The organism is Fodinicurvata sp. EGI_FJ10296, assembly GCF_040712075.1.
Classification (GTDB): Bacteria; Pseudomonadota; Alphaproteobacteria; order DSM-16000; family Inquilinaceae; genus JBFCVL01.
The window spans coordinates 1-24,226 of record NZ_JBFCVL010000014.1 but is presented as its reverse complement, the minus strand read 5'-3'; the positions used below and the strand labels follow the sequence as shown (position 1 = coordinate 24,226).

The window sequence follows — 24,226 nt, the reverse complement described above, 5'->3', positions numbered from 1 at the left end:
GTTGAGTGCTCCATGGAGAAACTCCATAACAATCAAGCCTTCCCAACGTCTTCTCACAATACCTCAATCCGGAAAACATGGGCCGCAGGCTCCGCTTACGTAGAAATCGAGGAATTCCCGGGAACGGGGAGGCCGTCATGATAGAACCCGATGCCAACGTCGAACTGGGTTTCGCGGTCCGGATCGCCAGCGAAAATCGGCGCATTCCGGAGGATTGGGAAGGTTGATCGTATCGGCGTTCCTGCCCTAGCAGGCGGACCCCGACGGCCCGGTGAAATCCGCACCGGAATGACCTCTCGAAACCGGTGGCTCGTGATCAGCCGATATCATAGAGTACAATCAGCAGGTTCCCGTAACAGTGTTCCCCACGCCCGTGGGGATGAACCGGGCCTGATCGAGATGACTCAGCGGCGCGCTGGGTGTTCCCCACGCCCGGAAGTTCCCGCCCGGGGCGGTCCAAAGACGGGGAGCACGTCAGTACTAGCTACGCCGACAGATGGAACGAGTTCTCCAATACGGCATCGATTTATGCAATTATTCGCGATTCCGACGATCTGTAACCGCTCTATTCAGAAGATCGCAGGCGATTCGAAAGTCATCGACTCTCATTCCTTCATCCGGATTGTGGCTGCCATTCTGATTCCTAATAAATATCATGCCGGTCGGGATTCCTAATTCTGAAAACGCGGCAGCGTCATGCCCGGCGCCGCTGGGCATCAAATGATTCGCAACACCTGATTGTTTCGCCGACGACTGCAGCAGGCTGATCAACTCTTCGTCCATTGGCCGAATTGGTGGCCCTGAATCTTCCATCATGTGAAATTGTACACCGAACTCCTCAGAAATCGAATTCATCAGACTGTTCAGTCTGTTCATAATGAGTTGAAGCGCGTCGTACTGAATGGCGCGAATATCGATGGTGACATTAACTTTTCCGGGAATTCGGCTGAAGGCATTCAGCTCTGGGTCAGTTTGTACGACGCCAAATGTTATCAGCAGAAAGTGCCCTTCGGCTTCGAGTTGTTTCCAGGCTTGATTGGCCCGTTCAATGAAAGCCGCCGTCGCCGCCATTGCGTCATGCCGATAGCGTCTGGGTTCCGCGCCAGCATGCGCCCACACACCCGTCACTGTCATGTCCCTAAATCGCTTTCCGCCAGCAATGGCCAGCACGACACCTACCGGTATGTTCTTTGACTCGAGTACAGGCCCTTGTTCGATATGCGCTTCAAAAAAGCTGTCGACATTCTCGGGCGTTAGAATTGAAACTCCCTTTTTCACGGCATCGGAATCAAAACCGCATTCATCAATGTGTGACGCTAGAGTACGTTGGGTATCGGAGCGAACGAGTCGGTCAAGCTGCTCCGCAGGAAGTTGTCCAAGCGCCATTCTTGATCCGATGTAGGAATGAGGAAACCAACAACTCTCTTCGCCGCGAAAGGCCACAACACAGAGCCCCCGTTTTCCCGGTTGTGACACCGCCTGCTTTAAGCAATGCAACCCGGCCGCGACACCAGCCGCCCCATCGAAATTTCCACCTTGTCGAACGCTATCTAAATGACTACCTGTCACGACCACAGGCAAAGACGGGTCAGACCCTTCAAGTTGGGCGATCGTGTTTCCGGCGCCGTCGACATCTACCTTGGCCCCGATTTCGCGCGCTAGAGAAGCGAAAAGTTCGTGGGCAAATATCTCTCCTGAACCGTAAGCAACGCGAGTAATTCCAAGGCCGTCCGGGTCAGCCGTTTCGTGCTGCAAGCCATCCAGCAAACGAATTGCATAAGAAAAACTATCGTCCTTCATGGCTAGATTATTCCCATATTTATGCTGGATTATATCTGATTCACGTTCATGCTCGTGGACTGACATCCATTAAGCACTCTTTATTGCTGCCTCTATCGAATTCGCTAAAATGTCCACAGCATCTCCGATATCCTGTTCATTAACAATGAACGGAGGCGCTATCAGTATATGGTCTCCGAACTCTCCGTCGATAGTTCCGCCCATGGGATAGCACATTAGTCCGCGTGCCATGGCTTCTGACTTAACGCGTGCATGCAGCTTGATATCCGGATTAAAGGGCTCCTTTTCCGATCTATCTCGCACCAGTTCTATGCCCTTGAACAATCCGCGTCCGCGAATATTGCCGACATGGCTATGATTCCCAAGCCTGTCGTTCAGGGCATGATCTAGAATTCCGCCCAGCCGACGCACCTCAGCGAGTAGGCCTTCCTCATCGATCACTTTCTGTACGGCAAGTGCACCCGCGCATGCTGTCGCGTGACCCATATAGGTGTGACCGTGCTGGAAGAATCCGGTTCCCTCAACAATAGAGTTGTAGATCGCATCTGTGCAGAGTACCGCGCCTATAGGCTGATAACCCGCTCCGAGTCCTTTGGCGGTCAGGACGATGTCCGGCACTATGCCCTCTTGCTCACTGGCGAATAGCGTACCAGTTCGTCCCATTCCACACATAACCTCATCGAGAATAAGGAGAATCCCGTAGCGGTCGCAGATTTGGCGGACACGTTTGAAGTAGCCGTCAACCGCCGGAACAGCACCCATGGTTGCGCCAACAACCGGCTCCGCTACAAACGCCATGACGGTATCTGAGCCCAATTCCAATATTGCCGTTTCCAATTCGTCGGCGACCCTGCGGCCATACTCCTCTTCAGTTTCATCGTTGCGGCAATCCCGATATGCATAACACGGTGAAATGTGATGGACTTCAGGTAACAACGGTTCAAACGGAGTTCGTCGCCACACGTTTCCACCGGTCGCAAGCGCTCCCAATGTATTGCCATGGTAGCTCTGACGGCGAGCTATTATATGGCGCCTCTGCGGTTGGTCAATCTCAAGGAAATACTGACGCGCCATTTTAAGCGACGCCTCCATTGCTTCGCTGCCTCCAGATACAAAATATACTTTCCCATAACGCAACACGCCTGGGGATCGTACAACTAAGTATTCCGCTAATTCTTCCATAGCCGTACTTGTGAAAAATCCGCTGTGACAGTAAGCGATATCATCTAACTGTCGTTTAATCGCCTCGATCACTTTTGGGTGGCTATGCCCGAGGCAGGAAACAGCAGCTCCTCCCGACGCATCGAGATAGCGCTTTCCCTCCGAATCGACGATATGAATACCGTCGCCCTTAGCTGCGGTGGCAAGGCTCACGCGAGGATAGCGATGAAAAACCGATGTCATAGATATCAACCTAAGGCTGTCGGATGGGGTGTGAGCGAATTGGCTGGGCAAGTGAGGACGGGAAGGAATGCCCCGTGTTTCTGGAATGTTATAGGGGGCTCGCTGTTGTGCGATTATCTCAGAAAAAACATTTGGCTCAATCCTAACGCCAATGACACATCTGTTGCAAGTCGGCTTTGAAGCCGCTACGGTAAGTTACCTAAGGGAACGTATGGCCGCTTGCGATTGCAGTGACGGATCAGGGCTCAGCTTTGGGCTCCGGCCGCCTTCAGAAAATAAAGAACGTAACAAGGTACCTATTGGTGGCACTGTCATCGCATATTCTATATGAAATGCGTCGATTGCTTAGCTAACCATCGATGAACAGGGAGAATAAATTAATGAATCTATATCGCGTGCATCAATCGCCTTTGTTGGCCTTGGGACCTTTGGTTCTCGGGTTTGCTGTTTCATTTGCATCAGTTGCTGAGGCAGAGCGAGCAGACGATCAAATATTGCGGATCGCGAGCGGTGTCGATGATATTGGTACCATGGACCCACACTTTTCCGTCGGTACGGGCGAGTTCGCGATTTATAAGTCCGTCTATGAAGCTCTGGTTCTGATGCCCGATGGGGCCATGAATGCCGAAAACCTCCAGCCCGGATTGGCGACCGACTGGTCGACAGACGAAAGTGGCCTTGTCTGGACCTTTACACTACGCGAAGGTGTGCAGTGGCATCACGGCTACGGCGAATTCACAGCCGACGACGTTCAGTTTTCCATTGAGCGTGTGCTCGATCCCGATGTGGGTTCGCCCTTTGCCGAAAATATTTCGATAATCGACGAGGTCAACGTAGTAGACGACTACACTGTCGAGATCGTTACGAACGTGCCGACAGCCGATCTGGTATCGCTTCTGGCCGACTATCAGTCGGGATTCATCGTTTCAAAGGCAGCCATAGAGGACGGGGTCGACCTGCGCACAGAAGCGGTTGGAACAGGTCCGTTCATGGTGGAAAATTACCAGCCACGGCAAGGGGTAACAATGGCTCGCCACGACGATTATTGGCGCGGCGAGCCCATTATCGAGCAAATTGATTACCGTTTTATGTCAGAGAGCAACCCGCGTGAGCTCGCATTACGCGCTGGAGAAGTTCACGCAATTGATATTCCGGCAGACCAAAATTGGGTCGACAGGCTACGTAATGAAGGTTTCGAGGTCGATCTTACTGCGCCCGCTAACATGTTTATGATAATGTATAATATGAGTCGTGAACCCCTCGACGACATCCGTGTGCGCCAAGCCTTGTCCCATGGAATTGATCGTCGGGAACTAATTCAGTTCCTGGGCGAGGATGTCGCTACGCCTGAAACCAGTCCACTCGCCGAAGGTTATGTGGGTCACACGACGGATATCCCGCAATACGATTACGATCCCGATCGCGCCGCAGAGCTCCTAGCTGAGGCCGGGTACGAAGATGGCCTCGAATTCGAGATGGTGATCAGCAACTCGAACATATACCTGCCGCCAATGCAGGTATTGCAGGAGCAATGGCGTCGAATTGGTATCGACGTAAGCCTAGACGTTGTCGATCATCCTACCTACCACAGCATGATTCGGGATAACGTCAATCCGATCGTAATTTATGGAGCGTTTCGCTATCCGCTGACAGGTACCGTCTATTTGACCCAGTTCTATCATTCTGATTCGGCTATCGGAACAGACACAGCCGTCACCAACTTCACCCACTATGGTCAAATACTTGATGGAATTGACGATCTGATCGAGGAGGCCCAGTTCGAACTTGATGTCGACCGACAGATAGAGCTTTGGGAAGAGGCTCAGTACCGTATTATGGAAGATGCGATCGTTCAGCCTTTGTTCGTACGCAATTACGCGCTTGCACGTAGTCCACTGCTCGACCTGGGCCACGAACAGAAAAGCTATTCTTTCTATTCGTTCACCCACGAAACGCAGTTGCTGGCAGAATAACGACAATAGGTAGCGCGGATCCATATCCGCGCTACCGGCTCGACGGTATACGCCGACCAGCGTACGCATTCCGATCTTCATCCTGATAGCGGTAGGCTTATGCGCATCTATGTATTCAAGCGCGTCCTCTCGGCACTGTTCGTAATGTGGGCAGTCGCAACTATCGTTTTTTTCGCCATGCGGGTTATTCCATCAGATCCTGCAATGGTCATGCTGGGCGATCACGCGAGCGATGCCGCATTAGAGCGTTTTCGGGAGCAGCTTGGCCTGAACCGCCCCCTACTGGGGCAGTACGGAGCTTTTCTCAGTGAGCTAGTTCGTGGCAACCTCGGTACTTCCACCATAACCGGAAGGTCTGTTGCGAGAGAGATTGCCACCGCCTTCCCCTACACATTAAGTCTTGCCCTTGCGTCCATGGTGGTTGGGGCGGTCATAGGCATTCCCTTAGGGGTGTGGACGGCGCTGCATAGGAACAGCGTTTCCGACTATGCCGGCAGAATATTTGCTCTGATCGGATTCTCGTTCCCCGCATTCTACTTGGCGGTTATTTTGCTGCTCATCTTCTCACTGCAACTAGGGCTCTTTCCGATCGTCCACACACCAGACGCGGATGCCGGAATTGTGCGCCATTTGCACCTTCTCGTCCTTCCATCGGTCAGCCTGGGATTGATTCAGGCTGGGTTCATAACGCGTCTTACGCGATCCAGCATGCTCGAAAATATCAACTCGGATTATGTCAGAACCGCATATTCAAAAGGTCTCGCCGACCGTGTGGTCAATTTCAAGCATGTGCTGAGAAACATCCTAATTCCAGTTGTCACCGCTATGGGTTTATATACCGGTACGATTCTCGGCGGAGCCATCCTCACCGAAACAGTATTTAACCGTCCGGGGTTGGGGAAGCTGCTAATCGGTGCAATCTCGCAAAGAGATTACGCATTGATACAAAGCGGACTTATGGTATTTTCATTCATCATCGTGATCGTGAATCTGATGGTTGACATCATCTATACTGTGATTGACCCAAGGGTGAATTATGAGTGACCGACCCATAGACGTAAATTCCGACCAGGAGTCCGGGGCATTCGGCGATAAGGGTGTCGTAAAACGTGTTGCCCAATCAACATTAGCGGCATGGGAAATAGTAGCGCGGGATAAAACGGCGCTTGTCGCGATAACGTTCGTGTTTGTACTTTGTGTTATTGCCATATTTGCGCCGCTTCTAGCTCCATACGGCCCAACTGAGCAGTCGATGATTAACAGATCTCAAGGACCGAGTTCTGCATTCTGGCTGGGTACTGACGAATTTGGCCGGGACATATTTAGCAGAATAATTTATGCAACGCGCCCTGCAATAATTATAGGCGTATTGTCTGTACTATTTGCGATGGGTATCGGAGTGCCGATCGGAATAATTTCCGGATACTTAATGGGGTGGACAGACCGAATTACTTCGTGGTTTGTGGACATTATGCTATCGTTTCCGTCGCTACTTATGGCCTTAATGATTGTGACATTGCTCGGCTCAGGGCCACAGATCGTTGTCATCGCCATCGGTCTTTCGCAGATACCCTTGTTCATCCGCCTAGCGCGAAGTTCCACACTGGTGCTGAAGGGGCTGGATTATGTGAAGGCAAGCCAAACTTTTGGAGCCGGAAATATCAGAATCATGATCAGACACATTCTGCCGAACATTATAGGGCCTCTCATAATAATGGGTACGCTCAGCATAGCTGGTGCAATTCGCGATGAGGCAGCGCTAAGCTTTCTTGGGCTTGGGATTCAACCGCCGGCGCCCAGTTGGGGCAACATGATCCGAGACGGTATCAATAATATTATGCATTCGCCGTGGCTCGCGATATTCCCTGGTATTGCCGTTACAATTACCGTTCTTGCGTTCAATATGATCGGCGACTCTCTACGCGACATATTTGACCCGCGCGATATCGCCAGTCGCGCGCAAGGAAGCGACAAGGCCGGCAGCTAATACCCTTTGACTAACAACTTTATCCTAAGCTCAGGGAGATCGACTATGCGTATTGCGATATTGGGGATGTCTTTGGAATCGGTAAGCTTCTTACCGAATGAGTCGACAATAGAAGACTTTGAAAGATGCGCCGTGCGTGGCGATCAGATTGAAGCCCGGTACCGCAACACGAATACCGTAGTCGGCGGCTTCATTAAGATCCTCAACCAAGTGGGTTGGGAGCCGGTCGGCATAGTTCACACACAGCTCGGGGCCGCCGGTCCCTGCTCCGAAGACGCATTCGCCCGATATACGAATGAGATAGAAGAAGGGCTGGAGAAGGTCGCGGGCGAGATCGACGGCGTTCTATTGCATGTGCATGGCGCTATGACCACGCCGACCAGAACAGACCCCGATGCCGACATTACACATCTCGTACGCAAGGCTATTGGACCGGACATGCCGCTCGTAATGGCTCTCGATTATCACGCCAATCTGGACGAAAGAAGCATCTTGGGCGTCCATGGCTTCTTCGGGTATAGGAGGTCTCCGCATACTGATATGGGCGAAACCGGCGAACGGGCAGCCTCTTGCCTCGTCAAATATATCAAGGGCGAAATTGAGCCGGTCCTGGCTATCCGGAAACCGCCAATGATGATTCCAAGCATCTTCAGTGCAACGAATCTTCGGCCGCTTGCAGATGTGATGGAGGATGCTCGCCGGCTCCAAGAAACCTCCGATGAGTACGTGGATGTCTCGGTCTTCGCCGGTTTTAGCTACGCCGACGTGCCCAATTGCGGATTCTCGGTCGTCGTCACGGCGAACGCCCAGAACAAACAATCGGCCGATGAAGTGGCCGATGAATTTGCGGACAAAATTTGGAAGCTGAGACGCCAGATCGCCAATCCATTCCATGTATACGGGCTTCAGGAAGGCGTAACCGCCGCGATGACGAAGGTCAAAGATGCTGCGAAGCCAATCGTGATCCTTGAGCACGCCGACCGTCTGAACGACTCTACTTATGTCCTCAGAGAGCTTCAGAAACAAGGAGCGCGTAACGCTGCGGTACCATTCCTATGGGATCCAGAAGCAGCCGCGGAAGCTGTTGCTTCAGGAGTAGGCAGCATTGTCGAACTAGCAGTCGGAGGAAAATCGTGTGACCGTGCCGGCGGTCCAGTGACGTTGAAAGGCGAAGTACTGTGGGCCGGTGATCTCGTCTACAAAGTATCCGGACCGATGGATAATGGCAATACGATCAATCTCGGAGCGACCGCAGTAATAAACGCGGGCGGCATTGTGGTCAGTATAACAACTTACAGCAAGAGTGCCATAGACGAAGATTGCTTCAAAGCGTTCGGATTGAACGCCATCGACTTCGATATCATCGTGCTGCGATCCAAAACACACTTCCGCGCCGTCTATGAGCCGCTGGCAGACGAGATTCTGGTCATCGATACGCCTGACTGGGGACCAGCAGATTTAAAAACGCTTCCATACCAGCACGTTAAAACAGGCGACCTGTATCCGTTCGCTGACAGGGCAGAGCGCTAGCAGCGCCCAACTCAGCCAAAATGGCAGACCATCACCAGCCAACATGGAGCGGTCTTCCTAGCCTGCAACGTCATCTTCATAGGCATGAAAGCGCCGCAACTGTTCTTCATTACGGGCAATGCTGTCGATTGCATTCTGCCCACCCTTAACGACAAGCATGGCGATTAATACATGCACAAGGGTTGTTGCAGGTACGGTCGTATGAAAGAGAGATGGACCATAATTCGAAACCGAAAGCACATGAGATGCCAGACGAGCAATGCGCGACATATTTGTATCGGTGATCAGAATCACCTGCGCGTCGTGTTCGGCAGCGAATTCAATGGCATGTACCGTCGCCGAAGTGTACGGGGCAAAGGTCACCGCAAGAAGCGCGTCTTCCGGTCCGATCGAGCGCAATTCGTCTCCAAAGGTGCCCCCGCTACCGTGCACCAGATGGACATTGGGACGCACCATACCGCAGGCATAGGCAAATTGGAAGGCCGGGGGATGACAACTGCGAAGTCCGATAACGAAGAGTTTTCTTGCACTTTCCAGAAGATCGATGCACGCGGCTACGTTGTTGGAACTGAGGGACGTGCGCAGCCCCTCCAAGTTGGAGGCTTCCTGGTCCAGAATATGCCCAACGATTTTGCTGGCGGAGCCCAAGTGCTGAAGATCGCGGGCTCTATTGAGAAATCGTTCATTGCCTCGAAACCACTCCCTGAATTCCTTCTTCATGGGATTGTAGGCCGAGTATCCGAGAACTTTTGCAAGACGAACCATTGTCGACGGATGGACGTTGGCATCTACGGCAACGTCACGCATCGAGTAAAGCGCAACATCGTCAGCGTGCGCCATTAAATGAGTTGCTGCCTTCTTAAGGCGTGGCGGCAAAGTCAAATAGCAGGATTCCATTCTACTGGTGAAACTCGGTGGAGCGTCCGTCATAGTATATCCTTGGTCATCGATTCGTTATCGACAGTGGAATCTGGGTGTATAATATATACTGTATGCCACGATACGTTCAAGGCCTAACCTATGTAGAATTATTGGTCACTCTGCGTTATGTTATAACAACGGTGATTGTGATATAGGGGAAGAAAAATGAGATTGGAAGGCAAGAATGATCATATGAGCACGTTATTATCCGTGCATAACCTATCTGTTGATTTTGAAAAAGATGGTTCTAGGACCAGCTTGGTTGAGAATATCTCTTTTGAACTTATGGAAGGAGAGGTTTTTGGCGTTGTTGGCGAATCAGGTAGCGGAAAAAGCATTACAGCGCTATCTTTGATGAGGTTATTGCCGAATGGAGCAAGTGTTTCCAGCGGATCCGTTGCGTTGGGTAGGTGCGATGTATTGGAAATGAGTGATGCGGAACTCCGTCGAGTACGGGGGAATGAAATATCCATGATCTTTCAGGAACCCATGACATCACTAAATCCGGTGTTTACTGTAGGCAATCAGATCATGGAATCGCTGAGGCTGCATCAGGGCCTCAGCCGCCGCGCGGCTAGAGAGAGAGCAATCGATCTCCTAGGTTTGGTCGGTATTCCTTCACCGCGTAGGCGCATTGATGAATATCCTCACCAACTTTCCGGTGGGATGCGGCAACGCGTCATGATCGCGATCGCGCTCGCGTGTGATCCGAAGATCCTAATCGCGGACGAACCAACCACCGCGCTTGATGTCACAATACAAGCTCAAATACTCGAGCTGTTGCGTGATATTCAGGAACGCTTGGGCTTGGCGATCATTCTTATAACGCACGACTTGGGAGTGGTTGCCGAGTTCGCCGACCGGATCATGGTGATGTACGCCGGGCGGGCGGTTGAGATGGCGTCAAGCGCTGAAATATTCAACAGTCCCTCTCATCCTTACACGAAGGGCCTGCTAGCTAGCATACCGCCGCTGGATGAGGATGTCGTGCGATTGAAGACGATCGAAGGTACGGTTCCCAGCCCGCAGAATCTTCCAAAAGGATGCCGCTTCCACCCGCGGTGCCCGGCGGCGCGTGATGCATGTACCCAGATCGACCCGCCGTTGATGGCGTTGAAATGCCAGCACCAGACAGCATGTATAGCGCCATTTGGCTATACAGTGCCGTCTAAAAATGCGTTTGAGCCGGAGCGATAAAATGGCGGAAGAACTCGTAAATGTTCAAGGTCTTGCAAAATATTTTCCCACGGGAGCGTCCGACATATTCGGCCGTCAACACGAAGTAGTCCAAGCGGTTGATGGGATCGATCTGACCATTCGCGAGGGAGAAACTCTTGGGTTGGTTGGAGAGAGCGGCTGCGGAAAATCAACCGTAGGCCAACTTCTGGTGCGGTTGCTTGACCCCACGCGCGGCCGCATTCTGTTCGACGGCGAAGATATAGCGACACTTCAAGGTCGGGAGCTAAGACACAGGCGTAAGAATTTTCAGATAATCTTCCAAGATCCTTATTCATCGCTGAATCCTCGGATGCGGGTGGACGCGTTGATCCGGGAACCTATGGACATCGCGGGGCTGGATCGCCACACCCAGAACAAGAAGCTCCACGAACTTCTCAACGTCGTCGGACTTGCCACTCATCATGCAACCCGATTTCCTCATGAATTTTCGGGAGGACAGCGCCAGAGAATTGGGATTGCTCGGGCTCTCGCTCTCAATCCGCGCTTCGTCGTGTGCGACGAAGCTGTTTCTGCGCTGGACGTTTCGATCCAGTCGCAGGTCGTAAATCTCCTAAAGGATCTGCAAAGTCAATTCGGGTTAACATATCTTTTTGTTGCGCATGATCTGAGCGTGGTGCGACATATCTCCGACCGTGTCGCCGTAATGTACCTTGGTCAGATCATGGAAATCGGAGATAAGAAGACCGTTTTCGCGAATCCTCTGCATCCCTATACGCGTGTACTATTGTCGGCCATTCCGAGGGCCCGGGTTGGAGCGCCTCGAGAACGGGTTGTGGTGAAGGGTGATGTGCCGAGCCCCATCAATCCGCCGACGGGATGCCGGTTCCACACTCGATGCCCATATGCGAGGGAGCTTTGCAGAACCACTCAGCCACCACTGATTCCGATCGACGAGGGACGCATGTCGGCGTGCCACTTAGTGCCGTCCGGAATGACACAGTTCGATCCGGACGGCGTTGCACAGACGCTTCCCCTTGATCAAGCTCAGCCGCTTAGAGCGTAAGCGGTGCCTGCGGCCCATGGTATTATGGGGTTGACGGCGCTTTGTAGTTCCAGGGCACCATAGAGTGCAGGTTATCTGCGTCTCTGAGAACCTGCTCTTACGTATCCGCCGTCCTCCTCATGGGGCATCGAATTGCAAACAAATGGATAGCGGCGCCAGAGATCAACGGATAACCAGCGCACGCAAATACGATCGATGGCCTTTCAGGGGAAGGCTAGGATCGGGCGCGACGTGAACTCGGTGCCGTTGTCGCTAATCTGCGGCCCCATCGCGGCTTCACGATTTGGCTCTGCCAGCGTGGCGTTTCTTCAGCCTCTCATACACGGCCGGTCACGGCGAGCATTTCGGAGCTCCAACAGCCGGCGTCGGCCAACGTGACAAGTCGATCTGGCGCCGCATGCCCCACGTCGGGATGCCTGCGTACCACTTGGCAGCGTTTTCACGCAGCACTGGCCCTGAATACCCGTGCCCACGGTCATCGGCGCCAGATCCTCGCTCACCTCTGTCAGATGGATATCAACCCATAGTTGACCGCGTTATGCCGTTCTGCAGGGTGTAAGCGGTGCCTGCGGCCCACGGTATTATGGGGTTGACGGCGCTTTGTAGTTCCAGGGCAACAGTTCGTCGATCCGGTTCTTTGGATGCCCCTCTGCGAGCGCTTCGAGCGTGGCCTTCAGGTAAGCATAGGGATCGACGCCGTTCATTTTGGCCGTTTCGATGAGCGAGGCGATGCGGCCCCAGGTTCGGCCGCCTTCGTCATGCCCGGCGAAGAATGCGCTCTTCGCAGGCAACGAGATCGGCGCCGAAAACTGGGCCATGCTCGCCTCGCTGGTCGCCACCTGCAAGATGTCCGATGTGAACCCGGTCGACTACATCGCCGCCACCCTCCGCGCCATCCTCGACGGTCATCCCAAAAAGGCCATCGAAGACCTGATGCCCTGGCACTTCGATCAGCCGTCAAGCCTTGCCGCATAGGGGAGCGCCGTCGCGCTTACATTCGTTGACGTCGTAGTGATCAATTGCCCAACCCGGTCGTATCTGAGTTCGGTTTGGCATCTTGGGAACCGGCTTGCCAATCGCGACGTTCGCCCACTCTGGTGCAGTCATGGTGCAGTAACCAGTAGAACAATACGACAACATACGCGCCAGACAGCACAAAAAAACCGCAGATTTCCGCGCTTTCGCATTTGCCCGCAGTGGATGCCCCATTCCGGCTTGCCGGTCACCGGCGGCCAGCGCCAGTGCTTCTGGTACCACAAGACGGCCGTCGGCCACGCATCAGGCGCGGATGTCGAGACCGACATCACATGGCACGGTGACAGGGCTGCCCACTTTGTCAATTCGATGATGAGTCAGGGGGCCGTTCTGATCGACCCGACCGGCGTCGTCGCCATGCCCAGCGCGGAATCATGATCGTCGGCCATTCGCCTGCCCAGTTCGAACCCGGATCCGGAGCGACCATGAGCTATCTCGATGACCGACTGAGCGTCCTTGCCTATGCCAACGGGTTTACCCTCTGGCATTTCAAGCCCGATGCGGCACAGGCCGACCGCCACCGCACGCTCGACGAATATCTCGCCAGCGCCGGTGAAATCCTGCGGTCGAACGATCTGATCGTCGTTGACCCCGTGAATGCGGATGATCCGGCAGAAACCGACCCGACGGGTGGCGGCATCTTCCGGGTCCGCGTCGCCAGGCGCGCCGAGGTCCGGACCGACGCCCTGTTCTGATCCGCGTCCCTGCAAACTACCGGAATCCCCGTCCCGAGACACGCTCCTGCGCACCAGTCCACCGGGCAGGGATTCCGGTTCCGGCCGGCGAAGAACGGCAACAATATGGGGAGACCGCCCGTCATGGCCTTGTCCGCCGTTGCCCTGTGTTCCAGGGCACTCCTGAAGCTGGGTGCTGAAGCGATTTCCAGCTTCAACGATTCCGCCGCCGAAGCGGAGATCGCGTCGGCACTCTATGCCCCGGTGCGCGATGCCCAGCTTGCATCGCATCCGTGGCGTTTCGCCACGACATATCTGAAGCTCAATCGCCTGCCGACGGCGCCGGCCGCGGGATATCCATACGCTTATCAGCTTCCGGACCGTTTTCTGCGGGCGGTGGGCCTTGGCAGCGGCAGCAGCAGGGCCGACACCGAGCCGTTCGCGATCGCCGGCCGTCAGTTGCTGGCCGAACATCCGTCGCCGGTGTTGACCTATATCTATCGCCCCGACGAAGAGGACACGCCGTCCTATTTCGACCAGGTGATGATCGCGCGGCTGGCGGCGGAATTCTGTCTTTCGCTGACCGAAAGCCCGACGCGGGCGCGGATGCTGGCCCAGGCCGCCGATGACGAAATCCGGCGCGCCCGTCAGATCGATAGCCAGCAGGCGACGACGCAGGCGATCCGGTCGTTTCCGCTGATCGAGGTTCGCGCCGGCTGGACCGGAGGCCGGTAATGCGAATCCGCCATCTTCAATCGAACTTCACTGGCGGCGCAGTCACGCGGAATCTGCTGGGCCGCGGCGATCTGCGGGCCTTCGGCAATGGCGCGGCGCGGCTTCGCAATGTCTTCATCCAGCCGACGGGCGGCATCGTCCGGCGTGGCGGTTTGCGGTACGTCGAGGGATTGGGCGGCCCGGCACGGCTGGTTGCCTTCGAGTTCAACATCAAGCAGCACTACCTGCTCGCCTTCACCGACGGCGAAGTGTCGATCTTTCGCGGCGGCGCGCTGATCGCGACCGTGGCGACGCCCTGGTCGGGCGAGGACCTGTTCCGGTTCTCGTGGACGCAAAGCGCGGATACGCTGCTCGTGTGCCATCCCGATCATCCGCCGCGCCGCCTGATACGCGACGATGCAGAGAACTGGTCGCTGACCCAATGGCCGGTGAAGCGCGACGATCACTATACCGGGCCCTTCAAGCGGTTCGCCGACCCCGACGTCACGCTGCGCGGATCGTCGACGACGGGAACCATGTTCCTTTACGCCAGCGTGCCCTTGTTCACACAGGGCCATGTCGGCGCCCATTTCCGTTTGCGGGGCCGGGAGGTTCGCGTGGTCAGCATCATGAGCGCGACACGGGCAACGGCCGAGGTAATCGATACACTGCATTCGCGCTATGCGACGGTGGATTGGGACGAGGCGGCCTGGACAGAGGCGCGCGGCTGGCCGGCCACCGTCACGTTTCATCAGGACCGCCTGGTGGTCGGCGGTTCGCGGGACATGCCGAACAACCTGTGGATGTCCCGCTCGGGCGACATCTGGCATTTCGGCCTTGGCGACGGGCTCGACGATCAGGGCATCGATTTTCCGATCCTGTCCGATCAGGTCAACGCGATCCGGGCGATCTTTTCCGGCCGGCACCTGCAGGTTTTCACCTCGGGCGCCGAATGGATGGTGACCGGCGATCCGGTCACGCCGGAACGGGTGCAGATTCGCCGGCAGACGCGCATCGGCTCGCCGACATCGCGTTTCGTGCCGCCGCGCGACGTCGAAGGCGCGACGCTGTTCGTTTCCCGGGAAGGCGGGCAGATCCGCGAGTTCCTCTACGCTGATGCCGAACAGGCCTATCGCTCGACCGATCTGGCGCTGCTGGTGCGCGATCTCGTGGGTCAGCCGATAGATCAGGATTTCGATCCGGTCCGGCGCATTCTGTTCGTCGTGACGGCGGATGGCCGCATGGCGCTGTTGACCGCCTATCGAGAAGAGCAGGTGACCGCCTGGACGGAACTGGTGACGGACGGCCTCGTTCAGTCGGTCGCCGTGGTCGCAGGTGACGTTTATGTGGCGGTGACCCGGGCCGGCGGCACGTCGATCGAGGTCATCGACGACACCGTCCTGCTCGACAGTTTCCTGCGCGGCATGGCAAGCGATCCGGTGCATCGGTGGTCGGGTCTTGGACATCTGGAAGGCAGGACCGTGCGGGTGCTGGCCGACGGCGTCGATCGGGGGGCGCATCAGGTGATCGACGGTGCCGTGGAACTGGATATTGCCGCGCGCGACGTTTTGGTGGGGCTACCCTATGCGCATGAGATCGAACCGCTGCCGCCTTTCCTGCCTCAATCGCAGGCTGGCGGGACCGGCGCCGCCATGCGGCCGGTGCGCACGATGTTCCGCCTGATCGATACCGCATCGCTCATGCTCGACACCGGCGGCGGCGTGCGTGACGTCCCCTTGCGCCGAATGGGTGCGGGCACCGGCTTCGACGCGCCACCCTCCCTGTTTACCGGCGACCGGACGGTCCGCCATCTGGGCTGGCGCCGGCGCGCGACCGAAGCGCATTGGCGCATCGAGCAGGATACGCCGCTGCCGTTCGCTCTCTTGTCCGTCACCACAGAACTGAAGGTCAATGACTGATGGGTGCTATCGTTACCGCCGCCAATATCCTGAACGGTGTTGCCACCGGGATCTCGATGGTCAATCAGGCGATGGAGCCGCTGCGCCCACCGCCGCCGGATCCTTCCCGCCAGACCGAAGCGATGATTGTCGACGACAATCACCATGCCCGGACCCAGGCGCAGTCCGAGGTCGATGCGCTGGAACGGCAGCGTGCCGATGACGCCAAGCGCAAGAAAGATGCCGTCCGCCGCGCCGTTGCGGCGCGCCGTGCCCGGTTCGGCGCTCAGGGCGCGCAGGCCGGCGACGGCTCCGGCGAAGCCGTTCTGCTGGGTGTGATCGACGATGGCCTGGTCGAGCGCGACGCCCTGGCCCGCACCACTGCGGCCCGGATCGGCGACGTCAACAACCGGCTGGCTCATGCTCATCGCAGCAACCTTCTGCAGCGCCAGCGTCTGCAGACCCAGCGATCACTCAAAGCCTACAACAGCCAAAGCGGCTATTTCTTCTGACGCGGAGCCGTTCATGGAATCCCATCTTCAAGTCCCCGCCGTGCGTCCGCGCATCCAGTACATTGCCGATGGCGCCCAGACGGTCTTCGTCTATCCGTTCCCGGTCTTCGCCGCAGAGGACCTGGACGTCTATCGCAATGCCGCGCGGATCGACGACGGCTATTCGGTCGAGGGCGCCGGCAACAGTGACGGTGGACGCGTCGTGTTCCAGTCGGCTCCGGCGGCAGGCGAGCGTGTCACCATTCGCCGCCGCATGCGCATCCGCCGAATGACTGATTTCCTGCAGGGCAGTGACATGCGCGCGGACAGCTTCAACGATGAATTCGACCGGCTGACGGCCATCACCCAGGACCTGTCAGATGCGCTGGACCGCACCATTCTGGCCCCCGTCCACGAGGACTCCGGCACCTTCGTTCTGCCGGGCCGCGATGTTCGCCGCAACAAGGCGCTGGTTTTCAATGATGCCGGCGATCTGACCGTTTCCGAAACCACACCGACGGCCGGCGAAACGGATGGTGGCGATAATGCCGGAGACGATTCCGGCGGGGACCACGCCCCCGACCCGCCACCGGAACCCGACCCCCCGGATGCCGCAGCAGTGGGCTATGCGCCTGCCCATGACGGGGCGGTCGAACGACCGGTGGCGGATCGCCTGGGCGAACGCGTATCGATCCGCGATTTCGGCGCGGTCGGCGACGGATCCGGCGACGATACGCCGGCCTTTCTCGCTGCGTTGGCGGCGGCGCCCGTCGTTTACGTGCCAAGGGGCGAATTCCGGGTAACTCAGCCGATCCCCCTTGAAAGCGGGCACTCCATCGTAGGGCAGGGGCCGTCGAGCCGGCTGGTACGTACCGGCGGCGGCGTTCTGATCGACATACGCGGCAGCCGATGCCGGGTCGCCGGTTTGATGCTGTTCAGCGGCGATCCGGCCATCCGGGCACTGGCCGACGGGCGCGACATCGACGACCCCGTGATCGAAGACGTGATGATCGAGGGGGGCGGAGCCGGCATCATTCTGGAGGCGGTGAGCCCGCATCGCTGCCATGGCGCGCGCATTTCGGGCCTTCGCACGGCGGGGGGAAGCGGTCCCGGCTTGTGGCTGGCGGGCGCCTACGCCGCTGCACCGTCTTTCGTGACGGTGCGCGATGCGATGCTTGTGCCATTGCCGGACAGTGCCGGCCCGGCTCTTCAGATCGAGTTCGCAGGAGAAGGCGTGACCTTGTCCGGCCTTGTGGCGGCGGCGCCGACGGATTTGCCTGCCATAAGGCTGGGGCCGGGGGCGCGGGGAATCGTGCTGACCGGCATTGTGACGCGGCGGGACGACGATGCCCCTCATATTGCCATGCACGCCTATGCGTCGGGCAATCTGATGGTTCATCATCGCCGCCAGGGGCCGGGATCGGCGCTCGCCGGGGCCGGACACGACGGCATGACCGTCGTGAGCGGCGTGGACGCGGCAACGGTCATACCCGAACTCGCCGCGACCGGGTGGCGTCACCACGAACCCCAGATCCTGGCGCCGGAGAGCGGAGTGGTGACATTGGATGCCAGCCGCAGTCTGCACCTGATAGATGCCACGGCCGGCGAGATCTCTGCACGGCTGCCCTATCCCAGCACATGGCCGGGGGCGGTGCTGACCGTCAAGAAGGTCGATACCACCACAGCGCCCGTGATCGTGACCAACAGGGTCGGTGGCGGGCCGGATGGACGGGCCGTGTACCTGGCCGACCGGTTTGACGCCGTGACCATGGTTTCCGACGGCGGCACCTGGCGGGTGACCGCCGGCGGTCGTCCCGGGGCCCGCTGCGTCCGGCGTGAAGCCGAGCCGGGTGAGACGCTGCCGCTCGATGCCGATGTCTATCTGCTGTCGGCGCCGTCGTCGACGCCGGGGCTGATTTCGTTGCCCAACGCCGCCGACGAACGCGCGGTCGGCCGCCGCGTAACGATCAAGATGGCGGGCGGCGGCGCGATGGGGCTTGCGATCTCAGAGCAGGACGGACCCGGACCCGACGGCGCCGATCTTTACCTGATGGAAGCCGGTGACGCCGCCACCATCGTCAGCGACGGCCAGGGCTGGGCCATCATCGCCCGCGTCTGAGCATTTTCAACCCAACGGCGACCAGACAGGAATAACAATGACAACGATTGATTTCGAGGGGTTCTGGGCCGACGAGGCGGCATTGCTGCTTGAGGCCGCGCCGGACCTGATCGTCCGCGCGCGAACCCATCTCGTCGACCTTGCGTTGACCGATCCCGATCTTTCCAGCGCCAAGGCAGTGAAGGAGCATTATGCCGCGTGCAAGCAGATACAGGCCTATTACGAGGGCCTGTTGAAGATGCTGCGCGCGATTTCGGCGGAGCGTGGGGGCGTCGAAGAAACAGAAGATATGGGCCGGGTCCTCCGGGAGATCGACGCCGAGCTTGAGGCCCTGCCGAATTACGAGGACGAGGCCGGAGACGACGCCGACGCTGGTGCCGGTGAGGACCGGTGATGCCGGCTGCTCGACAGACAGCGCTGGGGTTCCCCCAGTTTGTTGTCTGGTGGAACCGATTGCAGGGGCAGTCGACGCCGGCCCATCACAAGCAGATCGCGCAATGGCTGGAGCGGCGGTGGCGGGCCGGCGATCGCCATTTGCTGCTGATGGCCTTTCGAAACTCCGGAAAATCCACGCTGGTCGGCCTGTTCGCAGCCTGGCTGCTGTTCGATCGCAGCGATCACCGCATTCTCGTGCTGGCGGCCGACTTGTCGCTGGCGCGCAAAATGGTGCGCAACGCCCGGCGGATCATCGAACGGCACCCGGCGGTCCGGCATCTGCGGCCTCGCCGTGCCGATCAATGGGCGTCGGATCAGTTCACTGTCGCGCGCCGGTCGGAACTGCGCGACCCGTCGATGCTGGCGCGCGGCGTTTCGGCCAACCTCACGGGCAGCCGCGCCGATATCGTGATCTGCGACGATGTGGAGGTCCCCAACACCTGCGACACGGCCGTCAAGCGCGGCGACCTGCGCGCACGCCTGAACGAGGTGGACTATGTTCTGAGCCCGGGCGGACTGCAGCTCTATGTCGGGACACCGCACACATATTATACGTTATACGCGCGACAGGCGCGGGTCGAAGCGGGCGAGGATGTGCCGTTCCTCGACGGCTTCGATCGTCTGGAAGTCCCGCTCGTGCTGCCCGATGGGCAAAGCGCCTGGCCGGAACGATTCGACGACCGGACCATCGATCGCATCAGGCGGCGCACCGGCGGTAACAAGTTCGAAAGCCAGATGCAGCTTCAGCCGGTGAACATCGCCGACAGCCGTCTCGATCCAGACCGCCTGCGGTGTTACGAGCAGGATCTGGTGTACCACGAGGCCTCGGGGCAGGCGCGCCTGGCACTGGGCGATACGCGGATGGTTTCCGCCAGTTGCTGGTGGGACCCGGCTTTCGGCGCCGGCCGTCGGGCCGACGGCAGTGTCGTTGCGGTCGTTTATGCCGACAGTGACGGCGGCCTTTATCTCCACCGCATCTTGTGGCTGAACGCGACAGAGGCCCCGGAAATCACGGAAGACGAAGCGACGCGGCAGTGCAGGGGGGTGGTTCGGCTGGCCGACGAGCTGCATCTGCCCTCGGTGGCGGTTGAAACCAACGGTGTCGGGCGATTCCTGCCCAGCCTGCTGCGCCGGGTCATAAAGGAAAGTAATCTGAAAGTTTCCGTTCGGGAAATCACCAGCCGGAAGCCAAAGGATGTCAGAATTCTTGAGAGCTTTGATGCACTACTTGCCGCCGGCGCGCTCTGGGCTCATCGGTCGGTCTGGGATACGCCGTTCATCAACGAGATGCGCGAATGGCGGCCCGGCGCACAGAGGGGGCACGACGACGGCCTGGACGCCGTCGCCGGTGCCCTGTCGCTGGAACCGGTCCGCCTGAAACGCAGCACCGGGCCGAAAGCGCGGCCTGATCGGCATTCCCCCGATTGGCGCCCCGGTATTGCTCAGCTTCCGGCCGCGGCCGGGCCGGGCCGGCGTTAGCGCGCCGGTCCGGAAATCATGGCCTGATACACGCGGAAGGCGACTGAGACCGATACCCCGCCGGCCCTCGCGCCCTCGGCCAGCATTGCGGCCGAGGGTTTCGCCGGAACGGGGACCGATCGAATGTCCTCGTCCCGCCGGCTCGAGTCGCGATTCCCGCTCATGGTGGAGATCGTTCCCAGGTTCGTGTCCATTCCGGAAACACCTTTAGACTATTGTGCCGCGTGCCATCGACGAGCCGAACGGCATGAAAGTGACAGTTTGGGCGATCTGCGACGCCCGTGCTTCTCGTTAACCGAGTTTATCAGCAATAAAGTTAAAATGCATAGAATAATGTTGTCTTGACGTATGTTTGGCCCTTCCCTTGCCGCGAGTCCAGACTCTTGCCCGCCGGGTTGACCCTTCGGGCCCGAGGGCGCATAAACCCGGCAGGCGACCGGGCACCGATTGTGCCGGTCCCGCTTGCACAATCCAGACGGGAAGCTTGAATCATGCCCCGATCCGAAGACAGCAGTGACAATTCAGCGCCGGTTTACAAGATCATGAGCCGGTCGGAATGGACCGACGCCGCCGATCAGGGTGTATTTCGGGGGGCGGCGATCGATCTGACCGACGGCTTCATCCATCTATCCGCAGCCGGACAGGTTGCAAAAACGGCGGCGCTGCACTTCGAGGGACAGGAAGATCTGGTGCTGGCCGCGGTCGATCCCGGCGCGCTGGGCGATGCGCTGGTCTGGGAGCCGTCGCGCGGCGGGGACCTTTTTCCGCATCTCTACGGCCATCTTCCCGTCGCGGCGGTGATTTCCGCCGATCCCATGCCGCTCGGCCCCGACGGTGTGCATCGGCTTCCAGGTCTGCCCTCAGCACCGGAAGCCGGGGACAAAACCGGGGACAGGAATTGACCCAGTTCGACCCGGCCGGGCGGGAGACCCGCCGATGATGACATGGGCGCTGCGGCAATTGCCGCCGGAATCGGCACATCGCGCCTCGATCACCGCTCTTAAATGCGGGGCTGCGCGCGTATTAAAGCTCCGACGACCCCGTGCCAGCGAGGCGGACGGCGCGCTCGCGACGACGGTCGCCGGACTGAAGCTCGCCAACCCGGTCGGGCTTGCTGCCGGTTTCGACAAGAATGCCGAGGTCGTGGCACCGATGTTCGATCTGGGTTTCGGCTTCGTTGAAGTCGGGACGGTGACGCCACGGCCGCAGGCGGGAAACGAAAAGCCCCGGCTGTTTCGGCTGAGCGCGGATCGGGCAATCATCAACCGGATGGGCTTCAACAACGACGGCGCGGCGCGCGTGGCGGGACGCCTCGCGGCGCTGCGCGAACGGCACCCCACCCTGCCGGGACCGGTGGGGGTCAATCTGGGCTGTAACCGTGGCACCGACGATCCGGTCGCTGACTATCGTGTGGGCGTCGAGACTTTCGCCGATCTTGCGGATTACCTGGTGATCAACGTTTCGTCGCCGAACACGCCGGGACTGCGCGCATTGCAGGCAGCCGACAGTCTCCGTCGGCTGCTGGGTGCCGTGACCGAGGCTCGCGATGCCCGCAGCCGGCGCGTGCCGGTTTTCGTCAAGATCGCCCCTGATCTGGATGCGGCCGATATCGAAGCGCTGGTTGCGCCCTTGCTGGACAGCGGTGTCGACGGCGTTATGGCGACGAATACAACGACCGATCGTCCACGGTCGCTGAAGGCGCCGGAGCGGGTGGAGACGGGCGGGCTGAGCGGCCGTCCGCTGGCGGCCATCGCAGGCCGGGTGCAGGGGCGGCTTGTCGGCGCCTTGGGTGGCGCTCTGGGAAGCAAGTTGCCGGTGATCGGCGTTGGGGGCATCGCAAGCGGCCGCGATGCCTATGACCGCATTGCCGGCGGTGCTGCTGCCGTCCAGCTTTATTCGGCCCTGGTTTTCGAAGGTCCGGGACTGATCCGGTCGATGCGCGGCGATCTGGCTGATTTGCTGCGCACGAATGGCCATGCGACCGTCGCCAATGCCGTCGGCGCGCGCTGGGGCGTCGTCGACGCCGCCTGACGGTCGGTAATGCTTCCCGGTAACGCTACGTGGTTAATTCGGTGTCAATAACTGCGGCCCATAGTGCGTCCGGCAGCCGATCGCTGCTGCGATATGGGAACCGGTTGATGACGTTGAACGAGCATGTGCGCTGGATTGCCGCCTATGTCCTGGGCGGGGCGGGGCTGGCGATTCTGGCGCCGTTTCTCTCGGTAGCCGTGACGCCGCCAGTAGGGGTCGCGCTTGGCGGGCTGGTGGTGCTCGGCGGAGCCCTCGTCCACGATATCTCTGCCCGGAATCGCCGCGAACGGCGGATCGACGACTTCCTCGACCGGGTGGAACTCGACCAGACGGCGATACGCTCGGAAATGGACGATGTTCGCCGCGATGCCCGGTCGCTGGCTCGCGATTGTATCCGCAAACTCGAAGAAGCCTCCGCCGCTGGCGCAATGGAAGCCCTGCGCGCCGAAACCCGCGGCGAAATCCGCACGCTGCAGGCAATGGTCGACCGTGTGCTGGCCAGGGTCGAGCGCCAGCAACCGCCGCCGCCCGACGACGCCAGCAAGGCCGCGCCCAAACGGCCGAGCCGTCAATTGTGGCGGTCGCGCATCATCGAGGCCGAGGGCATGGCCGACGATGATCTGCTCGACCTGGTGCGCGACGCCGTGCGCTGTGACCGCATCGATCTGGCGCTGCAGCCGGTCGTCAGCCTGCCACAGCGCAAACTGCGCCATTATCAGGCCTTCGCCCATCTGCGCACCGGCGATGGGGCGATCATCACGCCGGAACAGTTCCGCCGCGTCGCTGACGGCGAGGAAACCGGCCGGCAGATCGACAATGTACTGCTTTTCCGGGTGGCGCAGCTGATTCGCGAAACAGTGCGCCGTCAGCGGGCGGTCGGTGTGTTCACGGGGCTGTCGCCTCGCTCGCTGTCTGACGGTGCATTCGTCGACGAGATGCTCGATTTCGTCACGGCCAATTCCGAACTTGCCGGCAGCATCGTTCTGACGCTGTCGGACTGTCCGCTGACATCGACCCAGCGCATTCTCGAACCCTATGGCGCACGGTTCCACGACGCCGGCATCCGTCTGGCGCTGGAGAATTTCGGCGGACTTTCCGACCTCGATGAAGGTGTGCTGACGGGACTGGGCGTTCGGTTTCTGAAAATGTCCGCACACCGGCTTCTGGCCGACGCCGAGAACGAGGGCATTACGCCCGACAGTCAGCATGGTGCCGGACCGTTCGATGACATGCGGGCCATGCTCGACCGGGTGGCCGCCGATCTGGTCGTCCACGATATCGACGACGAGCAGACGGTCATCAAGCTGCTGGACTATCCCATCGACTTTGGCCAGGGCGTGCTGTTCGGCGAGCCGCGGCTGCGATAGACCGCCGCGCAGCACCTTCGCCTTCCCGATCGCTCCCGACATCGATCGGGAGCCCCGAGCCGGATGAGCCCGGTTCGCGTCTTCCAACCCCCAGAGCCACCGCGCGAGGTCCCCGCTCAAGGCGGG

General features: G+C 58.9%; 20 protein-coding genes and 3 pseudogenes. 18 read left to right on the top strand and 5 right to left on the bottom strand.

The genetic code is table 11. The features are described 5' to 3' along the window. Window positions 1-534: 534 nt before the first annotated feature. Both ABZ728_RS21600 and ABZ728_RS21595 read right to left on the bottom strand, forming a co-directional pair. Complete coding sequence (locus tag ABZ728_RS21600) at window positions 535-1,800, bottom strand: hydantoinase/carbamoylase family amidase (RefSeq protein WP_366658506.1); 1,266 nt, start codon at window positions 1,798-1,800, stop codon at window positions 535-537. Window positions 1,801-1,869: 69 nt separating this feature from the next. Continuing rightward, the gene (locus ABZ728_RS21595) at window positions 1,870-3,204 is read right to left on the bottom strand and encodes an aspartate aminotransferase family protein (RefSeq protein WP_366658505.1); all 1,335 of its coding nucleotides are present in this window, start codon (window positions 3,202-3,204) and stop codon (window positions 1,870-1,872) included. A gap of 380 nt (window positions 3,205-3,584) precedes the next feature. On the opposite strand from ABZ728_RS21595, the gene ABZ728_RS21590 reads away from it, so the two are divergent. From ABZ728_RS21590 to ABZ728_RS21575, 4 genes are all read left to right on the top strand, one after another. Further along, window positions 3,585-5,177: an ABC transporter substrate-binding protein gene (locus ABZ728_RS21590; protein WP_366658504.1), complete on the top strand. Its 1,593-nt coding sequence runs from the start codon at window positions 3,585-3,587 to the stop codon at window positions 5,175-5,177. A 99-nt stretch (window positions 5,178-5,276) separates the two neighbouring features. Further along, window positions 5,277-6,221 carry an ABC transporter permease gene (locus tag ABZ728_RS21585; RefSeq protein WP_366658503.1) on the top strand — a complete coding sequence of 315 codons (945 nt, stop codon included), beginning with the start codon at window positions 5,277-5,279 and terminating at the stop codon, window positions 6,219-6,221. Then, a complete protein-coding gene (locus ABZ728_RS21580; RefSeq protein WP_366658502.1) occupies window positions 6,214-7,164 on the top strand; it encodes an ABC transporter permease in 951 nt (316 codons plus the stop codon). The genes ABZ728_RS21585 and ABZ728_RS21580 overlap by 8 nt, the downstream gene beginning before the upstream one ends. Before the next feature lie 45 nt (window positions 7,165-7,209). Then, window positions 7,210-8,694: a M81 family metallopeptidase gene (locus ABZ728_RS21575; protein ID WP_366658501.1), complete on the top strand. Its 1,485-nt coding sequence runs from the start codon at window positions 7,210-7,212 to the stop codon at window positions 8,692-8,694. Between the two features lie 57 nt (window positions 8,695-8,751). Here ABZ728_RS21575 and ABZ728_RS21570 read toward each other — a convergent pair whose 3' ends face one another. Next, entirely contained in the window at window positions 8,752-9,624 is an 873-nt protein-coding gene (locus ABZ728_RS21570; RefSeq protein WP_366658499.1) for a MurR/RpiR family transcriptional regulator, read from the bottom strand. A 156-nt stretch (window positions 9,625-9,780) separates the two neighbouring features. Between ABZ728_RS21570 and ABZ728_RS21565 the strand changes: the two genes are divergently transcribed. Next, complete coding sequence (locus ABZ728_RS21565; RefSeq protein ID WP_366658498.1) at window positions 9,781-10,812, top strand: ABC transporter ATP-binding protein; 1,032 nt, start codon at window positions 9,781-9,783, stop codon at window positions 10,810-10,812. Between the two features lies 1 nt (window position 10,813). Continuing rightward, window positions 10,814-11,857 (top strand): oligopeptide/dipeptide ABC transporter ATP-binding protein, encoded by a 1,044-nt coding sequence (locus ABZ728_RS21560; RefSeq protein WP_366658496.1) that lies wholly within the window; start codon window positions 10,814-10,816, stop codon window positions 11,855-11,857. Between the two features lie 581 nt (window positions 11,858-12,438). On the opposite strand, the pseudogene ABZ728_RS21555 reads toward ABZ728_RS21560, so the two are convergent. Then, a pseudogene (locus ABZ728_RS21555) lies at window positions 12,439-12,639 on the bottom strand (transposase domain-containing protein); the annotation flags it as partial. Here ABZ728_RS21555 and ABZ728_RS21550 point away from each other — a divergent pair. The 9 genes and pseudogenes from ABZ728_RS21550 to terL all read left to right on the top strand — a co-directional run. Further along, a pseudogene (locus ABZ728_RS21550) lies at window positions 12,626-12,832 on the top strand (transposase domain-containing protein); the annotation flags it as partial. The pseudogenes ABZ728_RS21555 and ABZ728_RS21550 overlap by 14 nt on opposite strands. A gap of 222 nt (window positions 12,833-13,054) precedes the next feature. Next, window positions 13,055-13,270 (top strand): annotated as a pseudogene (locus ABZ728_RS21545) (phage capsid protein); the annotation flags it as partial. 47 nt (window positions 13,271-13,317) lie between these two features. Next, a complete protein-coding gene (locus tag ABZ728_RS21540) occupies window positions 13,318-13,587 on the top strand; it encodes a hypothetical protein (protein WP_366658495.1) in 270 nt (89 codons plus the stop codon). Between the two features lie 123 nt (window positions 13,588-13,710). Continuing rightward, entirely contained in the window at window positions 13,711-14,301 is a 591-nt protein-coding gene (locus ABZ728_RS21535; RefSeq protein ID WP_366658494.1) for a hypothetical protein, read from the top strand. Further along, window positions 14,301-16,199, top strand: a complete 1,899-nt coding sequence (locus ABZ728_RS21530; protein ID WP_366658492.1) for a hypothetical protein — start codon at window positions 14,301-14,303, stop codon at window positions 16,197-16,199. Before ABZ728_RS21535 ends, ABZ728_RS21530 begins: the two co-directional genes overlap by 1 nt. Next, window positions 16,199-16,690, top strand: coding sequence for a hypothetical protein (locus ABZ728_RS21525; protein ID WP_366658491.1), 492 nt, complete (start codon window positions 16,199-16,201; stop codon window positions 16,688-16,690). The genes ABZ728_RS21530 and ABZ728_RS21525 overlap by 1 nt, the downstream gene beginning before the upstream one ends. Before the next feature lie 13 nt (window positions 16,691-16,703). Next, complete coding sequence (locus ABZ728_RS21520; RefSeq protein WP_366658489.1) at window positions 16,704-18,788, top strand: glycosyl hydrolase family 28-related protein; 2,085 nt, start codon at window positions 16,704-16,706, stop codon at window positions 18,786-18,788. Between the two features lie 37 nt (window positions 18,789-18,825). Beyond that, entirely contained in the window at window positions 18,826-19,182 is a 357-nt protein-coding gene (locus tag ABZ728_RS21515) for a hypothetical protein (protein WP_366658488.1), read from the top strand. Further along, window positions 19,182-20,702 (top strand): phage terminase large subunit, encoded by a 1,521-nt coding sequence (gene terL, locus ABZ728_RS21510; RefSeq protein ID WP_366658487.1) that lies wholly within the window; start codon window positions 19,182-19,184, stop codon window positions 20,700-20,702. Before ABZ728_RS21515 ends, terL begins: the two co-directional genes overlap by 1 nt. Here terL and ABZ728_RS21505 read toward each other — a convergent pair. Then, window positions 20,699-20,896, bottom strand: a complete 198-nt coding sequence (locus ABZ728_RS21505; protein WP_366658486.1) for a hypothetical protein — start codon at window positions 20,894-20,896, stop codon at window positions 20,699-20,701. The genes terL and ABZ728_RS21505 overlap by 4 nt on opposite strands. A 348-nt stretch (window positions 20,897-21,244) precedes the next feature. On the opposite strand from ABZ728_RS21505, the gene ABZ728_RS21500 reads away from it, so the two are divergent. From ABZ728_RS21500 to ABZ728_RS21490, 3 genes are all read left to right on the top strand, one after another. Then, a complete protein-coding gene (locus ABZ728_RS21500) occupies window positions 21,245-21,604 on the top strand; it encodes a DUF952 domain-containing protein (protein ID WP_366658507.1) in 360 nt (119 codons plus the stop codon). A gap of 34 nt (window positions 21,605-21,638) precedes the next feature. Then, entirely contained in the window at window positions 21,639-22,733 is a 1,095-nt protein-coding gene (locus tag ABZ728_RS21495; protein WP_366658484.1) for a quinone-dependent dihydroorotate dehydrogenase, read from the top strand. Window positions 22,734-22,840: 107 nt separating this feature from the next. After that, entirely contained in the window at window positions 22,841-24,100 is a 1,260-nt protein-coding gene (locus tag ABZ728_RS21490; RefSeq protein ID WP_366658483.1) for an EAL domain-containing protein, read from the top strand. The last annotated feature ends 126 nt before the right edge of the window (window positions 24,101-24,226 follow it).

What these genes read in the sequence shown, in the direction of transcription:
- ABZ728_RS21560 (WP_366658496.1), top strand. Translation starts at nt 10,814, where the DNA reads ATGGCGGAAGAACTCGTAAATGTTCAAGGTCTTGCAAAATATTTTCCC.
- ABZ728_RS21580 (WP_366658502.1), top strand. Translation starts at nt 6,214, where the DNA reads ATGAGTGACCGACCCATAGACGTAAATTCCGACCAGGAGTCCGGGGCA.
- ABZ728_RS21590 (WP_366658504.1), top strand. Translation starts at nt 3,585, where the DNA reads ATGAATCTATATCGCGTGCATCAATCGCCTTTGTTGGCCTTGGGACCT.
- ABZ728_RS21565 (WP_366658498.1), top strand. Translation starts at nt 9,781, where the DNA reads ATGAGATTGGAAGGCAAGAATGATCATATGAGCACGTTATTATCCGTG.
- ABZ728_RS21500 (WP_366658507.1), top strand. Translation starts at nt 21,245, where the DNA reads ATGAGCCGGTCGGAATGGACCGACGCCGCCGATCAGGGTGTATTTCGG.
- ABZ728_RS21520 (WP_366658489.1), top strand. Translation starts at nt 16,704, where the DNA reads ATGGAATCCCATCTTCAAGTCCCCGCCGTGCGTCCGCGCATCCAGTAC.
- ABZ728_RS21575 (WP_366658501.1), top strand. Translation starts at nt 7,210, where the DNA reads ATGCGTATTGCGATATTGGGGATGTCTTTGGAATCGGTAAGCTTCTTA.
- ABZ728_RS21570 (WP_366658499.1), bottom strand. Translation starts at nt 9,624, where the DNA reads ATGACGGACGCTCCACCGAGTTTCACCAGTAGAATGGAATCCTGCTAT.
- ABZ728_RS21515 (WP_366658488.1), top strand. Translation starts at nt 18,826, where the DNA reads ATGACAACGATTGATTTCGAGGGGTTCTGGGCCGACGAGGCGGCATTG.
- ABZ728_RS21535 (WP_366658494.1), top strand. Translation starts at nt 13,711, where the DNA reads ATGGCCTTGTCCGCCGTTGCCCTGTGTTCCAGGGCACTCCTGAAGCTG.
- ABZ728_RS21600 (WP_366658506.1), bottom strand. Translation starts at nt 1,800, where the DNA reads ATGAAGGACGATAGTTTTTCTTATGCAATTCGTTTGCTGGATGGCTTG.
- ABZ728_RS21505 (WP_366658486.1), bottom strand. Translation starts at nt 20,896, where the DNA reads ATGGACACGAACCTGGGAACGATCTCCACCATGAGCGGGAATCGCGAC.
- ABZ728_RS21495 (WP_366658484.1), top strand. Translation starts at nt 21,639, where the DNA reads ATGATGACATGGGCGCTGCGGCAATTGCCGCCGGAATCGGCACATCGC.
- terL (WP_366658487.1), top strand. Translation starts at nt 19,182, where the DNA reads ATGCCGGCTGCTCGACAGACAGCGCTGGGGTTCCCCCAGTTTGTTGTC.
- ABZ728_RS21595 (WP_366658505.1), bottom strand. Translation starts at nt 3,204, where the DNA reads ATGACATCGGTTTTTCATCGCTATCCTCGCGTGAGCCTTGCCACCGCA.
- ABZ728_RS21585 (WP_366658503.1), top strand. Translation starts at nt 5,277, where the DNA reads ATGCGCATCTATGTATTCAAGCGCGTCCTCTCGGCACTGTTCGTAATG.
- ABZ728_RS21530 (WP_366658492.1), top strand. Translation starts at nt 14,301, where the DNA reads ATGCGAATCCGCCATCTTCAATCGAACTTCACTGGCGGCGCAGTCACG.
- ABZ728_RS21490 (WP_366658483.1), top strand. Translation starts at nt 22,841, where the DNA reads ATGACGTTGAACGAGCATGTGCGCTGGATTGCCGCCTATGTCCTGGGC.
- ABZ728_RS21525 (WP_366658491.1), top strand. Translation starts at nt 16,199, where the DNA reads ATGGGTGCTATCGTTACCGCCGCCAATATCCTGAACGGTGTTGCCACC.
- ABZ728_RS21540 (WP_366658495.1), top strand. Translation starts at nt 13,318, where the DNA reads ATGAGCTATCTCGATGACCGACTGAGCGTCCTTGCCTATGCCAACGGG.